Genomic DNA, 12555 nt, shown 5'->3' with positions numbered 1-12555 from the left:
GGGGAAGCTTGCCGGGGCCGGTGGGGGTCCGCATCCCTCAAGAGACAAGGAGGCGTGAAGATGGCGGACAAGAGGCTCTGGATCCTGGTGGCCAACGCGAGTCGCGCCCGGCTCTTCGCCACGGACGCGAAGGCGGAGAAGTGGGACCTCATCGAGCAGTTCCAACATGACGAGAGCCGAGCCAAGCCCGTCGACCTGTTCAACCAGGCGGACAACCCCAACGCGGGCACGCTGCACGGCCCGGTGCCGGAGAACGAGCCGGACGGCCGGCGGCAGCTGGAGCACCAGCGCTTCGCGCGGGAGCTGTCCGCCCGCCTGGACAAGGGCGTGGACACGCACGCGTTCGACCAGGTGGTCATCGCGGCGCCGCCGGGGTTCCTGGGCCTGCTCCGGGGGCTCTTGAGCACGCGCGTGAAGCAGCGGGTGCGGCTGGACCTGGACGCGGATTACTCCAACCTGCCCGCGAGGGACCTGCCTGACCGGGTGCCGGTGCTGTAGGCGGCCAGCCGGACAGGGGGTTGGGGCCCGGGTTCTGGTATAGGAATCCGGGTCCTCTCCTTGCGCCGGCGTGCCATGCCTTCTTTCAAACTGCCGTCCCTGACGCTGCGTGGGCGGCTGCTGCTGTACATGACCCTGGTGTCGTGCGTGCCGCTGCTGGCGCTGACCGGCCTGCAGGACAAGCTGATGCGCCAGCAGACGGAGGCGCAGATCCACACCTCCCTGCGCATGGAGGCCGAAGGGTTCAAGGACCTGCTGGAGTCCACCCTGGCGGAGCGCGAGTCGAGCGCGCACAGCTGGGCGGAGGACCCCGTCCTGCGCCAGGCGCTGCGCACGAAGGACCCCACCGCGAGCGACGCGATGCTGTCGCTGCTCCAGCGGCGCTATCTCACCCTCAACGGCATCGTGCTCTTCAGCGACGACGGCGTGGCGGTCTCCGCCAGCACGCCCGCGCTGCGTGAGGCCTACGCCGGGAGCGCGGAAGGGGTGCGCAAGGCGCCGTGGTTCCAGAAGGCGCAGGCCGGCGCCACCACCGCCGAGGGCGTGGAGGCGGAGGATCCCATCTACAGCGTGCACGTGCTGCCGCTGGCGGTGCCGGTGATGGACGAGCGCGGCCAGCGGCTGGGCGTGCTGCTCGCCGCGTTCGACTGGGGCCAGGTGGGCGAGCTGGTGAAGCCCGCGCTCACCCGCGCCCAGCTCCGCGGCCACACCAGCTTCTCGCTGGAGGTCCAGGGCGCGGACGGCCGGACGCTGTTCGACACGCGCCGGGGCGCGCACGACGACGCGGACCGCGTGTCCGTGGTCGCGGTGAACGGCTCGGAGGTGCGTGACGTGGGGGACGGGTGGAGGTTCATCGCCCAGGTGGACCCCGCGGAGGCCTACGCGCCCCTCAACGGGATGCGCCGGCTGGTGCTGGGGCTGGCCGCCCTCTTCGTGGCGGCGGTGGGCCTGGGCTCGTGGGTGCTGGCGCGCGGCATCACCCGGCCGCTGCGCGCGCTCGGAGAGGTGGTCCGCCGCGTGGTGAAGGAGGGCGACCTCACGCAGGAGATGGAGGTGAAGGCGGGGCGGGACGAGGTGGGTGAGCTCACGCAGGCCTTCGCGCAGATGATGAAGAACCTGCGCGAGACGGCCACCAGCCTCCAGGAGGGCACGCACGTCCTCAGCGAGACCGTGGCGGAGCTGAACCTCGCCTCGGAGGTCCAGGAGCGCAACGTGGCCCGCCAGGCCGCCGCGCTCCAGGAGACGCAGGTGACGGCGCAGGAAATCAAGCAGACGTCGCTCCTGGCCGCGGAGAAGGCGGAGACGGTGCTGGGCGTGGCGTCGCGCGCGGAGGAGGTGGGCCGCGCGGGCGAGGTCGCCATCCGCGACAGCCTGGGCGGCTTCCAGGGGCTGCACGAGCAGTCCGGGGAGATGGCCATGCGCATCGTGCAGCTCAACGAGCGCACGCAGCAGATTGGCGGCATCACCCAGACGGTGAAGGACCTGGCGGACCAGTCCAACATGCTCGCGCTCAACGCGGCCATTGAAGCCGTGCGCTCCGGCGAGCACGGCAAGGGCTTCAGCGTGGTGGCGCGGGAAATCCGCAACCTGGCGGACCAGTCCATCCAGGCCACGGAGAAGGTGCGCGACATCCTGGGGGACCTGGGCCACGCCATCATCTCCACGGCGAAGATGACGGAGCAGAGCCACTCCAGCGTCGCGGAAGGCCTGGAGCAGGTGCGCACCAGCGGCGAGCACCTGAAGGAGCTGGCCACCATCGTCCAGGACAACGCCGCGGCGGCGCGGCAGATCGCCGGGGCGGTGAACCAGCAGAACGCGGGCATCGCCCAGATTTTCAGCGCGGTCACGGACCTGTCCTCCATGATGACGGAGACGCAGACCAGCCTGAAGTCCACCACCGGCGCGGCGAAGCGGCTGCAGGAAGTCGCCAGCCAGATGGAAGGCGTCGCGCGCGCCTACCGCATCTGAAACAGGAGCCATTCGTGTCCGCCGTCCCCGCCGTGAAGGCCGTGCTGCTGGACCTGGGCAACGTGCTGGTGTTCCACGACAACGCGCTGCTCTTCGCGAGGCTCGCGGCGAGGGCGGGGTTGGAGCCGCGGGAGGCCGCCAGAAGGCTCACCGGCGCGGGCTGGACGGCTGCGAACCGGGGCCTGCTGGACGCGGAGGGCATCCGCCAGGACGTCTGCGGCGCGCTGGGCGTGGAGCTGCCCATGGAGGAGTTCGCGCCCCTCTGGAGCAGCCACTTCCAGGTGCACGACGCGGTGCTGCCGCGCGTGGAGGGGCTCGCGGGCCGCGTGAAGTTGGTGCTGGTGTCCAACACCAACGCGCTGCACGTGGCTTATCTGAAGCCGCTCTTGCCCGTGCTCCAGCGCTTCGACGCGCTGGTGATGAGCTGCGAGGTGGGGCACGTGAAGCCGGAGCCGGCCATCTACCAGCTCGCGCTCCAGAAGGCGGGCTGCGCGCCGCAGGAGGCCGCCTTCTTCGACGACCTGCCGGAGTTCGTGGACGCGGCCCGCGCGCTGGGACTGCGCGGGTTCGTCTTCACGGACGCCCCCGCGTTCGACGCGCAGCTGAAGTCGCTGGGGCTGTGAGGGTGGATTCTGAATCCATCCGCTCGAATGGATATTGACGTGACGGCCTGTCACGCCCATACATTCCGGGCTGAAATCCATTCGAACGGATGGATTTCAGGAGTCCACGGCACATGGCTCGACCGGAAACCTCCTGGCTCCGCCCCCTCGCGGAGGCCGTCAGGGCGCAACGCACGAAGCTTGGATTGACCCAGCAAGAGGTCAGCGTCCTGGCGGGATGTGGACCTGTCTTCATCTACGACGTGGAGAGCGGCAAGAAGGCCACGCTGCGCCTGGACAAGCTCCTGGATGTCCTCCATGTCCTGGGACTCCAGCTGACGCTCGAGCCGGGCCAGCACCGCCTGCGGGTGAGCGAGCCGGCGTCATGATCCGCCCGACCGACATCGAGGTCGCGGAGGTGTGGCGCGAATCCACCTACGTCGGCTCCATCACCCGGACCGCTCACGGCTCCATCTTCGAGTACGCGGCGGACTTCTTCGAGCAACACGCGGCAAGGCCTGGTGGCATCGCGGTCCACCTGCCCTATTCGAGACGCCGCACCGAGACCCTGGGCGCCAACCTCCACACCTACTTCGCGGGACTCCTTCCTGAAGGACTCCGGCTGCGGGTCCTCCTCCAGAACGTCAAGACGTCGGAAGACGACCTGCTCAGCCTGCTGGTCGCGGCGGGGGCCGACACCGTGGGGAACCTCTCCGTCGTTCCCCAGGGGCAGACATTCCCGCGACCCGCCCCTCGCGGAGCGAAGTGGAAGCCCGAGTCCGTTCTCTTCACGGACCTCTTCGCCCAGAGCCTTCCGCGCCTGGGGACGGAGAACACCGAGCCGACGATTCCAGGCGTCCAGGAGAAGATCTCCGCTTCCACCATCTCCTTCCCGGTGTCTTCGTCGGGGCAGCGTGACTACATCCTGAAGCTCAACCCAAGGGACAAGCCCGAGCTCGTGCGCAACGAGCACTTCTTCATGGGCATGGCGAAGCAGTGTGGTTTGCGCGTCGCCACCACGCGGCTCGTCCATGACCGCGACGGGAACGACGGGCTGCTCGTCGAGCGCTTTGATCGCAGCTGGATGAAGGCGGAGAAGCGCCTGCGCCGCATCCACCAGGAGGATGCCTGTCAGTTCCTCAATCGCTACACCAGCGACAAGTACCGGCTCACCTGCGCGGCCATCGCCGAGGGCCTTCGCGAGACCTGCGCCGCGCCTGTTCCCGAGCTTGCGCGCTTCCTCCACCTGCTCGCGTTCAGCTACCTCATCGGGAACGGGGACCTGCACGCCAAGAACGTGAGCATCCTGGCGGAGGGGCCCGGCGGCGGCTTCCGTCTGTCGCCCGCCTATGACCTGCTCACCACCCTGCCCTACGGCGATCACCGCATGGCCCTGAAGTTCGAAGGGCGCGACGACAACTTCCGGCGCGCGCACTTCATCGCCTTTGGCGAGCGCTACGGCGTGAACGCGAAGGCCGTCAGCGCCATGCTAGACAAGCTGTGCACCAGCGCGGAGCCCTGGCTGGAGCGCCTGGAGGAGATTGGCTTCGACGCGCGCCGCACGGACTTCCTGCGGCGGACGATGCACAAGCGCCTGCAGGAGCTCCGCGCCCCTTAGCGCTCCTTACCGGTAGCGCGCGAGCGGCGGCTCGCCCTGGGCGGCCTCCGTCCACTTGAGCATCGCGGGCAGGCCCAGCACCGCGTCGCGGTACGCGGCGTTCTCCGGGCGGAACGGGACGCCGTAGGTGACGAAGCGGGTGACGACGGGCGCGAAGAAGGCGTCCGCGATGGAGAAGGCGCCGAAGAGGAAGGGGCCGCCCTTGCCGTAGCGCTCGCGGCAGCCCACCCACAGCGCCTGGATGCGCGCGATGTCCGCGTGCACGCCCGGCGCGTCCACCCCCGGCACCGTCTTGCGCGCGGTGAGGTCCATGGGGAGGTTCGTGCGCAGCGCCGTGAAGCCCGAGTGCATCTCCGACGCCACCGAGCGCGCCATCGCGCGCATCGCGCGGTCCTCCGGCCACAGCTTCGCTTCCGGGAAGGCCTCCGCCAGGTACTCGCAGATGGACAGCGAATCCCACACCACCGTGTCGCCGTGCTTGAGCACCGGCACCCGGCCGCTGGGCGAATGCAGCGCGATGAGTGCCGCCGTCTCCGGCGTGTCCAGCGGCACCAGCACCTCCCGGAACGGCTGGCCGGTGTGGGCCAGGGCCAGGTAGGGGCGCAGCGACCACGAAGAGTAGTTCTTGGAACCAACGACCAGGGTGAGCTCGGACATGGCGCGGCACCATACCGCCGCGCGTCCGGCCGTCAGCTTCAACCGTCCGCGCGCGCGCGCTTACGGCCCAGCAGTGAACGCACGCGTGACAGGAGCGCCCGTCCGTCGCGGCCCTCCGCCGGCGAGTCGATGCGGAACACCGCCACCGGCAGCCGGATGTTCTTCAACTCGTTGCGGCCCAGCTTCACGGGAGGCGCCTTCAGCCGTCCCTCCAGCTGCGCGGCCACCGTCTCGCTGACGTAGACGGTGCCTGGACGCGCCAGGGACTCGATGCGGGCCGCCAGGTTGACGCCCTCGCCGAACACGTCGCCGTCGCGGTGCACCACCATGCCCAGGTGCGCGCCCGCGCGGACGGACATGCGCCGCTCGTTGGGGACGGCGCGGTTGCGGGCATCCACGGCGGCGCGCCACTCCAGCGCGAAGGCCACCGCGGGCGGACCCGACTCGAACTCCAGGAGGAAGCCGCCCTCCTCCATCCGCTTCACCTCGCGGCCACCGTGGCGTGCGAGCAGTCCGCGCACCAGCTGGCCGTGCTCCTCATGCAGCGCTTGTTGTAGCGACTCATCTCGCCAGCGTTGACCTGCGGGGGCCTCCATGTCCGTGAACATGATGGCCGACATCGTCCGGGGCTCCGGGGCCTCCACCACCATCGTGCATCCTCCCTCCCCCCGGCATGAGACGACCGAGATGCTACCGCACGTCGGGCGCCGGCTCCCAACCACCCCGGGAAGGCGCCCGGACGGCGACGTTCCGGGGAACGCAACCGTGCGAAGACAGAGGCGGATCCAGGTCCGCATCCCCACGGTAGCGATTTCCTGACGCGACGCACCAAGCACCCGTCAGGTTCTGGACCGCCGTTGTCCTGCACCCGACGCGTCGCGGTGGGAGACGTCCAATGCGAGTCAGGTGACGGGTGCGCGCCCCGTCCACGGCGGCCACGGAGGTCGTGCGGGCGATGATCCACTCAGACGAGAAGGTCCGGCAGATGGCGCGCTCGCTGCTGCCATCGAAGAACCGGGAGGCCGCGCGCTCCGCGAAGGCGCGCATCCACCGCTCGGCCCGCCAGGAGGCCCGCCAGGAGCTGGCGGTGTGGATGAAGGCCGGGGACGCGGAGGACGACCTGCCCTCCTTCGCGCCGTGGGAGCGCAAGGAGATCAGCATGGAGGTGCGGTGGCGGCGCGACGGCGACAAGGTGATGCCGTTCATCCGCTGGGCCACCGCTCGCACGCGCGAGCTGCGCCGGGAGGATCGCCTGAGCCACGTGCGCAGCCTGCTGCCCCGCGGCGTCATCGGCGAGCATGCGCTCGGCCACGTGAAGTACTCGACCGCGTTCGAGGACCCCGTCGAGAAGGCGTGGCGCAATCGCTACTGGCTGCGCTTCGAGCAGCGCCGCAAGACGCACGAGATGGAGCGGGGGGAAATGGCGCAGTTGCTGCGCACGCTCCTCAAGGCACCGGAGGGCCACGCCACCTTCAACCGCTTCCTGCGCGAGCGCTACACGCGGAAGGTGAACGAGCAGGCCCCCGCGAACCGCGCGCACGCGGAGCGGCTGCCGTACCGCCCGCTGCTCGGCGTGCACGACGTCCTCCCCTTCCTGGACTCGCTGGAGCCCGACAGGTGGGGCACGCCGCCGCCGCCGCGGTTCATGGTGCGGCTGTTCCTCCAGCGCCTCAAGGAACACCGGGGCCACATCCCCTCAGTGCGCGCCGCGCTGGAGGCCGAAGGCCTGCTGGAGCGTGCCGAGAAGGCCCGGCTCCGGAAGCCCTCGGGACGATGAGCCGTCCCGAACCTGTCCGACTGTCGGACAGGTTCAGGACCAGGTCGCCCCCTTCAGCGAGCCGGAGCCGCGGACGCCGCCTGCGCGCCCTTCAGCTCGTTGACGACGCGGGTGGCGCCGTACACGTGCTCCAGCGCGGCCATGATGCCGTCGCCGTGCACCGCCACCGCGCGGTTCGTCTCCGGCACGTAGAGGTAGCGCCCGCCCAGCGACGGCAGGTTGCCGTCGAAGATGAGCCCCACCACCTGCCCGTCCCGGTTCACCACTGGTGAGCCGGAGTTGCCGCCGATGATGTCGTTGGTCGTCGCCATGTCCAGCGGCGTCGCGTCCGGCACCTTCCCCTTCGCCTTCACCCACGGCGCCGGCAGCTTGAAGGGCTCCTTGCCCGTGTCGCGCCCGTAGGCCCCACCGAACGTGGTCAGCGCCGGCACGGCCTTGCCGTTGTCATCCCAGCCCTTCACCTGCCCGTAGTTGAGCCGCAGCGTGAACGTCGCGTCCGGAGCGCCCGCCGTGCCGTTCACCAGCAGGTACGCCTTCGCCAGCCGCTCGCCGTTGCGCTTGAGCACCGCCTCCACCGTGTCCTCGTAGCGCTTGCGCGACGCGCGCGTCTCCGCGTCCACCTTGCGCGCCAGGACGATCATCGGGTCCTTCGACGCGGCCACCGCCGCCTTGCCGCCCTCCAGCAGCGCCTGGCGCACCTTCACGTCGCCCAGCTTGGAGCCCTTCACCAGCGCCTTCGCCAGGTCCGCCGGGGCCTCCTTCTCCAGCACCAGGCGCACGAACGGATCATCCGCGCCCAGCGTCTCGCGCAGCTTGTTGAAGCCGAACGTCAGCGTCAGCGTCTCCAGCTCCGCCGGGATGGGCGCCTCCCGCAGCAGCCGCTGCTTCAGCGCCGGCAGCTGGCCGTCCGTGTACTCGCGCAGGCGCTCCGCGTTGTCCTTGGGCAGCTCATCCGCCGCGCGCACCAGCGCCTGGGCGTAGGAGAACAGGTCGGAGCGGAACGCATCCCCCGCGCCCTTCATCCGGTAGTCGTTCATCATCCGGCGCCACGTGTCCAGCGCCTGCGCCGTCTCGTCCCACATGCCCTGCGTCAGGGCCTTGGCCTGGGGATTCGCGTCGATGCGCTTGCGCAGCTCCGCCTCCTCCTGCCGCTTGCGCGCGAGCACCGCCGGATCCGCCAGCGTCTCCTGACGACCCTTCAGCGCCTTCAGCCCGTTCTCCACGCCGCGCAGGCTGGAGCGCGCCACGCGGAAGCGCTCCGGCGACGCGCTGGTGAACTCGCGCAGCGCGCCGCGCATCTCCGACAGCTGGAGCAGCGTCTGGGGCAGCGCCACGTCGCGCTGGAACTCCAGCTCCGCCACCGTGCTCTTGCGCTCCGTGCCGCCCGGGTGGCCGGAGACGAAGACCAGGTCCCCCTCCTTCGCGCCCTCCTTGGCCCACGGCAGGTAGTCCGGGCTCTTGGCCGGCGCGTCGTCCTTCCACACGCGCACGAAGGACACGTCGTAGCCGTAGCGCGGGAAGTTGAAGTTGTCCGCGTCCCCGCCGAACGCCGCCATGGAGAACTCCGGCGCGAAGACGAGCCGCACGTCCTGGAAGCGGCGGTACTTGTAGAGCTGGTACTTGCCGCCGTTGTAGAGCGTCACCACGTCACACCGCACGTCCGCGCCGGTGGTGCACGCGCCCTCCACCGCGGCCATCTCCTTCTTGAGCGCGGTGTTGAAGGCCGCGCCGGACAGGCCCTTCGTCGCCGTGTTCATCCGCTCGGTGACGTCCGTCATCTCCACCAGCTGGTTGGCTTCCACCTTGGGACAGCGCCGCTCCTCCTTCGCGGACTTCGCCTGGAAGCCCTTCGCCAGCAGGTCGTCCTTCGCGGTCGTCAGCTCCTCGATGCAGCTGCGCACGCAGTGGTGGTTCGTCATCACCAGGCCGTCCGGCGACACGAAGCTGGCGGAGCAGCCGCCCGCGAGCCGCACGGAGCCCAGGCGCACCTTGTCCAGCCACGCCTGGGTCGGCTCGAAGCCGTAGGCCTTCTTCACCTGGGCGGCGGGAAAGGCGTCGTAGGTCCACATGCCCTCTTCCGCCACGGCGGGGAGGGACGACAGCAGGCCAAGCGCGAGCAGTGTGCGGTACACGGAGAGTCTTCCTTCGTGGGTAGGGGAAACGGGCGGCCGTTTTGTCAATGCAACCGGGCGGGCGTCAACCGCGTGGGGCGCCGGGTATTCCAAGCCCATCCCGGGAGCGTGGGGTATGCTGGGCGACCCATGTCCGTGAAGCACCACGTCTACCTCGTCCCCGGATTCTTCGGCTTCACCAACCTGGGCGAGCTCCTCTACTTCGGCCATGCGTACGAGCTCCTGAAGCAGGACCTCGCCCGCCGGGGAGTCGACGCGGAGGTGGTGACGATCGTCTCCCATCCCACGGCCTCCATCCGCCAGCGCACCGCGGACCTGCTCAAGGCCGTGAGCGAGACGGCCTCCGGGGACGACGGCCCCATCCACCTGGTGGGCCACTCCACCGGAGGCCTGGACGCCCGCCTGTTCGTCTCCCCCGGCGCACAGGTGTCGGACACGCTGGAGCTGGAGCCCTTCGCACGCCGAGTGCGCTCCGTGGTGACGCTGTCCGCGCCCCACGCGGGCACGCCGCTGGCCACGTTCTTCCTGGGCCTCTTCGGCCAGCAGCTCCTGAAGCTCTTGTCGCTGTTCACCATGTACGTGCTGCGCTTCGGCCGGCTGCCCCTGAGCGTGGTGTTCCGCTTCGGGCACCTGATGTCGCGCGCGGATGATCAGCTGGGGTGGAAGGCCACGCTGCTGGATCAGCTCTTCGACCAGCTGTTGGGCGACTTCTCCAGCGAGCGGCGCGACGCGGTGACGAAGTTCCTGTGGGACGTGGGCCGTGACACGTCGCTCATCCCCCAGCTCACGCCGGAGGGCATCGACCTGTTCAACGGCGGCACGCATGACCGGCCCGGCGTGCGCTACGGCTCCGTGGTGACGCAGGCCCGGCCCCCGTCGCTGCGCACGCGCCTGGCCGCGGGCCTGGATCCGTACGCGCAGCTCACGCACACCATCTACGCGTTCGTGTACGGCCAGACGCAGCGGATGCCGCTCACGCAGCTGCCCCTGCACACGCCCGCGCAGACGGCGGCGCTGGTGCAGGCCTACGGCGCGATGCCCGGCCCCACCGCGTGTGACGGCATCGTGCCCACGCGCTCGCAGGTGTACGGCCGCGTGCTGACGGCGGTGCGCGCGGACCACCTGGATGCCATTGGCCACTTCGACCAGCCGGCGCACCAGCCCCCGCACGTGGACTGGCTCATCTCCGGCTCCGGCTTCCGCCGCCCCCAGTTCGAGGCGATGTGGAAGACCATTGGCGACTTCCTCCTGGAAGAGGAACCGGCGAAGTAGCTACCCGCGCTTGAAGACGGCCAGGAAGCGCGATTCAGCGACGCACTGGCCGTCCGTGCCCAGCAGGCGCACGGGGATCCACGCCTCCGCCTTGTCGCCCGTCGCGCGCAGCTCCGACGCGAGCTTCTGGAGCAGCTCCTCCCCCGGCTCGCACACCGCGCTCACCGCCGTCTTCGCCTTCGCGTGGAAGGCGACCTCCATGCGGTTGACCAGCATCTTGTACTGGCTCGGCGGGAAGCGGCGGAAGAGCATCACGCCCATCGTCAGCTCCATCACCGTCACCTGGGCGCCCAGGTACACGCTGCCCACGTGGTTCTTCGTCTTGCGGTCCAGCGGCACCGTGGCCTTCACGCGCGCGTCCGTCACCTCGTCCACGCGGTAGCCCATGGCCTTCGCCAGGGGGACGATGTTCTTCACCGCCAACGTCGTCAGCGCGTTCGCCGCGCCCGGCGACACCTGCCGCACCTTCTCCACCATTTCCAACGCGAACATCCGGTCCTCCACCCTTCCCTTCTGACGGCCCGCGCGCATCCTAGCCACCCACCGCTTCCGGCATAGAGTCCGCCACACCATGGGTGAAAGCGCGGACGTGGTCGTCATCGGCGCGGGCGTCGCGGGACTCACCGCGGCCCGGGACATCGCTCGCACCGGCGCCACCGTCGCCGTGCTGGAGGCCCGCGACCGCGTGGGTGGCCGCACCCTCACCCGCGAGCTGGGCGGTGGGCTCGTGGACCTGGGCGGCCAGTGGGTGGGCCCCAGGCAGCGCCACGTGCTCAAGCTCGCGGACGGCCTGGGCCTCCAGCGCTTTCCCCAGCACCACCAGGGCACCAAGGTGCTGGAGGTGCGCGGCGAGCGCCGCACGTACCAGGGCAAGGTCCCGTCCCTGCCGCTCCTGTCGCTCCTGGATTTGCAGCGCATCATCTGGAAGCTGGATGGCCTGGCGAAGCGCGTCCCCCGTGAGCAGCCCGCCGCCGCGCCGAAGGCCGCCGAGTGGGACGCCCTCACCGTGGAGGACTGGAAGCAGCGCCACGTGCCCACCTGGGGCGCCCGCGCCGCGCTGGACATCGCCACCCGCGCGGTGTTCGCGGCGGAGCCTTCCGAGCTCTCCTTCCTGAGCTTCCTCTCCTACGTGCACTCCAACGGCGGCCTCATGCCGCTCACCGAAATCGAGGGCGGCGCCCAGGCGGAGCGCTTCGTGGATGGCGCGCAATCCCTCTCACGGCGGCTGGCGGAAGGACTGCCCCAGGGCCGCGTCGTCCTCTCCGCGCCCGTGAAGGCCCTGCTCCAGGACGTGCGCGGCGTCACCGCCACCACGGAGGACGGCCGGACCTTCCGCGCGCGCTACGCGGTGGTGGCCACGCCGCCCGCGCTCGCGGAGCGCATCGACTTTGGCGCGGACCTGCCGCCGGGCCGCCGCCGCGCGCACGCGGACATCCCCATGGGCAGCGTCATCAAGGTCGTGGCCACCTACGCCACGCCCTTCTGGCGCGAAGCGGGCCTGTCCGGCGAGGCCGTCAGCGACGTGGGCCCGGTGCGCCTGTGCTTCGACGACTGCGGCCCCCATGGCCGCCACCCCGCGCTCGTGGGCTTCTTCCTGGGCGACACCGCGCGCGCGTGGACCGGCCGCCCCGCTGAAGACCTCCACCGCGCGGCGCTCGCGGACTTCGCGCGCTTCTTCGGCCCCCGGGCCCTGTCACCCGTGGCCGTCGCCGCGCTGGACTGGAAGCAGGAGCCGTTCAGCACCGGCTGCTACGGGGGCCTGCCCCGCCCCGGCACCCTCACCGCCATTGGAGACGCGCTGCGGGCGCCATTTGGCCGCGTGCACTGGGCGGGCACGGAGACGGCCATCGAGGGCCGCGGCTACCTGGACGGCGCGGTGGAGTCCGGCGAGCGCGCCGCCACGGAGGTCGCCGCCCGGCTGACCGCCCCCGACATGGGTTGAGCATCGGCGACGCCCGGCCGCCCGCCCTCCGAGCCAGCCGGGCAGACAGGCGGCACATGTCGCGCCGTGGCCAAGGGCCCGCCCCATCC

Annotated in this window: 12 protein-coding genes; 8 read left to right on the top strand and 4 right to left on the bottom strand. The window is 70.6% G+C overall.

Going from position 1 to position 12555, the window contains the following annotated elements; genetic code table 11:
* The first annotated feature begins 60 nt into the window (after positions 1-60).
* The 5 genes from D7V80_RS36880 (at position 61) to D7V80_RS36860 (ending at position 4686) form a co-directional block, all read left to right on the top strand.
* Positions 61-498, top strand: a complete 438-nt coding sequence (locus tag D7V80_RS36880; protein WP_120592534.1) for a host attachment protein — start codon at positions 61-63, stop codon at positions 496-498.
* Between the two features lie 75 nt (positions 499-573).
* Complete coding sequence (locus tag D7V80_RS36875) at positions 574-2466, top strand: methyl-accepting chemotaxis protein (RefSeq protein WP_120592533.1); 1893 nt, start codon at positions 574-576, stop codon at positions 2464-2466.
* Between the two features lie 14 nt (positions 2467-2480).
* Complete coding sequence (locus D7V80_RS36870; protein ID WP_120592532.1) at positions 2481-3089, top strand: HAD family phosphatase; 609 nt, start codon at positions 2481-2483, stop codon at positions 3087-3089.
* Between the two features lie 113 nt (positions 3090-3202).
* Entirely contained in the window at positions 3203-3457 is a 255-nt protein-coding gene (locus D7V80_RS36865) for a helix-turn-helix domain-containing protein (protein WP_120592531.1), read from the top strand.
* On the top strand, positions 3454-4686 hold the full coding sequence (locus tag D7V80_RS36860; protein WP_120592530.1) for a type II toxin-antitoxin system HipA family toxin: 1233 nt from the start codon (positions 3454-3456) through the stop codon (positions 4684-4686). The genes D7V80_RS36865 and D7V80_RS36860 overlap by 4 nt, the downstream gene beginning before the upstream one ends.
* Before the next feature lie 6 nt (positions 4687-4692).
* On the opposite strand, the gene D7V80_RS36855 is transcribed toward D7V80_RS36860, so the two are convergent.
* Together D7V80_RS36855 and D7V80_RS36850 are read right to left on the bottom strand one after the other, a co-directional pair.
* A complete protein-coding gene (locus D7V80_RS36855; RefSeq protein WP_120592529.1) occupies positions 4693-5343 on the bottom strand; it encodes a glutathione S-transferase family protein in 651 nt (216 codons plus the stop codon).
* Positions 5344-5381: 38 nt separating this feature from the next.
* The gene (locus D7V80_RS36850; RefSeq protein ID WP_120592528.1) at positions 5382-5993 is read right to left on the bottom strand and encodes an adenylate/guanylate cyclase domain-containing protein; all 612 of its coding nucleotides are present in this window, start codon (positions 5991-5993) and stop codon (positions 5382-5384) included.
* A gap of 263 nt (positions 5994-6256) precedes the next feature.
* Here D7V80_RS36850 and D7V80_RS36845 point away from each other — a divergent pair, with 263 nt between their 5' ends.
* Positions 6257-7120, top strand: a complete 864-nt coding sequence (locus D7V80_RS36845) for a hypothetical protein (RefSeq protein WP_120592527.1) — start codon at positions 6257-6259, stop codon at positions 7118-7120.
* Positions 7121-7173: 53 nt separating this feature from the next.
* On the opposite strand, the gene D7V80_RS36840 is transcribed toward D7V80_RS36845, so the two are convergent.
* Positions 7174-9252 (bottom strand): S46 family peptidase, encoded by a 2079-nt coding sequence (locus D7V80_RS36840; protein WP_120592526.1) that lies wholly within the window; start codon positions 9250-9252, stop codon positions 7174-7176.
* A gap of 129 nt (positions 9253-9381) precedes the next feature.
* Between D7V80_RS36840 and D7V80_RS36835 the strand changes: the two genes are divergently transcribed.
* Complete coding sequence (locus D7V80_RS36835; RefSeq protein WP_120592525.1) at positions 9382-10524, top strand: triacylglycerol lipase; 1143 nt, start codon at positions 9382-9384, stop codon at positions 10522-10524.
* On the opposite strand, the gene D7V80_RS36830 is transcribed toward D7V80_RS36835, so the two are convergent.
* Complete coding sequence (locus tag D7V80_RS36830) at positions 10525-11016, bottom strand: DUF4442 domain-containing protein (protein ID WP_014393608.1); 492 nt, start codon at positions 11014-11016, stop codon at positions 10525-10527.
* 79 nt (positions 11017-11095) lie between these two features.
* Here D7V80_RS36830 and D7V80_RS36825 point away from each other — a divergent pair, with 79 nt between their 5' ends.
* Positions 11096-12466 (top strand): FAD-dependent oxidoreductase, encoded by a 1371-nt coding sequence (locus tag D7V80_RS36825; protein WP_120592524.1) that lies wholly within the window; start codon positions 11096-11098, stop codon positions 12464-12466.
* Positions 12467-12555 lie beyond the last annotated feature (89 nt).

The sequence above is a fragment of the Corallococcus sp. CA054B genome (assembly GCF_003611625.1).
In the GTDB taxonomy this organism is placed as follows: Bacteria; Myxococcota; Myxococcia; order Myxococcales; family Myxococcaceae; genus Corallococcus; species Corallococcus coralloides.
Note: the sequence above shows the minus strand (reverse complement) of the source record. Positions and strands in the feature narration are given on the sequence as shown.

Bases quoted from the DNA above. Each gene is read 5' to 3' on its own strand.
- D7V80_RS36835 (WP_120592525.1), top strand. From the start codon at position 9,382: ATGTCCGTGAAGCACCACGTCTACCTCGTCCCCGGATTCTTCGGCTTC.
- D7V80_RS36860 (WP_120592530.1), top strand. From the start codon at position 3,454: ATGATCCGCCCGACCGACATCGAGGTCGCGGAGGTGTGGCGCGAATCC.
- D7V80_RS36830 (WP_014393608.1), bottom strand. From the start codon at position 11,016: ATGTTCGCGTTGGAAATGGTGGAGAAGGTGCGGCAGGTGTCGCCGGGC.
- D7V80_RS36825 (WP_120592524.1), top strand. From the start codon at position 11,096: ATGGGTGAAAGCGCGGACGTGGTCGTCATCGGCGCGGGCGTCGCGGGA.
- D7V80_RS36865 (WP_120592531.1), top strand. From the start codon at position 3,203: ATGGCTCGACCGGAAACCTCCTGGCTCCGCCCCCTCGCGGAGGCCGTC.
- D7V80_RS36880 (WP_120592534.1), top strand. From the start codon at position 61: ATGGCGGACAAGAGGCTCTGGATCCTGGTGGCCAACGCGAGTCGCGCC.
- D7V80_RS36855 (WP_120592529.1), bottom strand. From the start codon at position 5,343: ATGTCCGAGCTCACCCTGGTCGTTGGTTCCAAGAACTACTCTTCGTGG.
- D7V80_RS36875 (WP_120592533.1), top strand. From the start codon at position 574: ATGCCTTCTTTCAAACTGCCGTCCCTGACGCTGCGTGGGCGGCTGCTG.
- D7V80_RS36850 (WP_120592528.1), bottom strand. From the start codon at position 5,993: ATGGTGGTGGAGGCCCCGGAGCCCCGGACGATGTCGGCCATCATGTTC.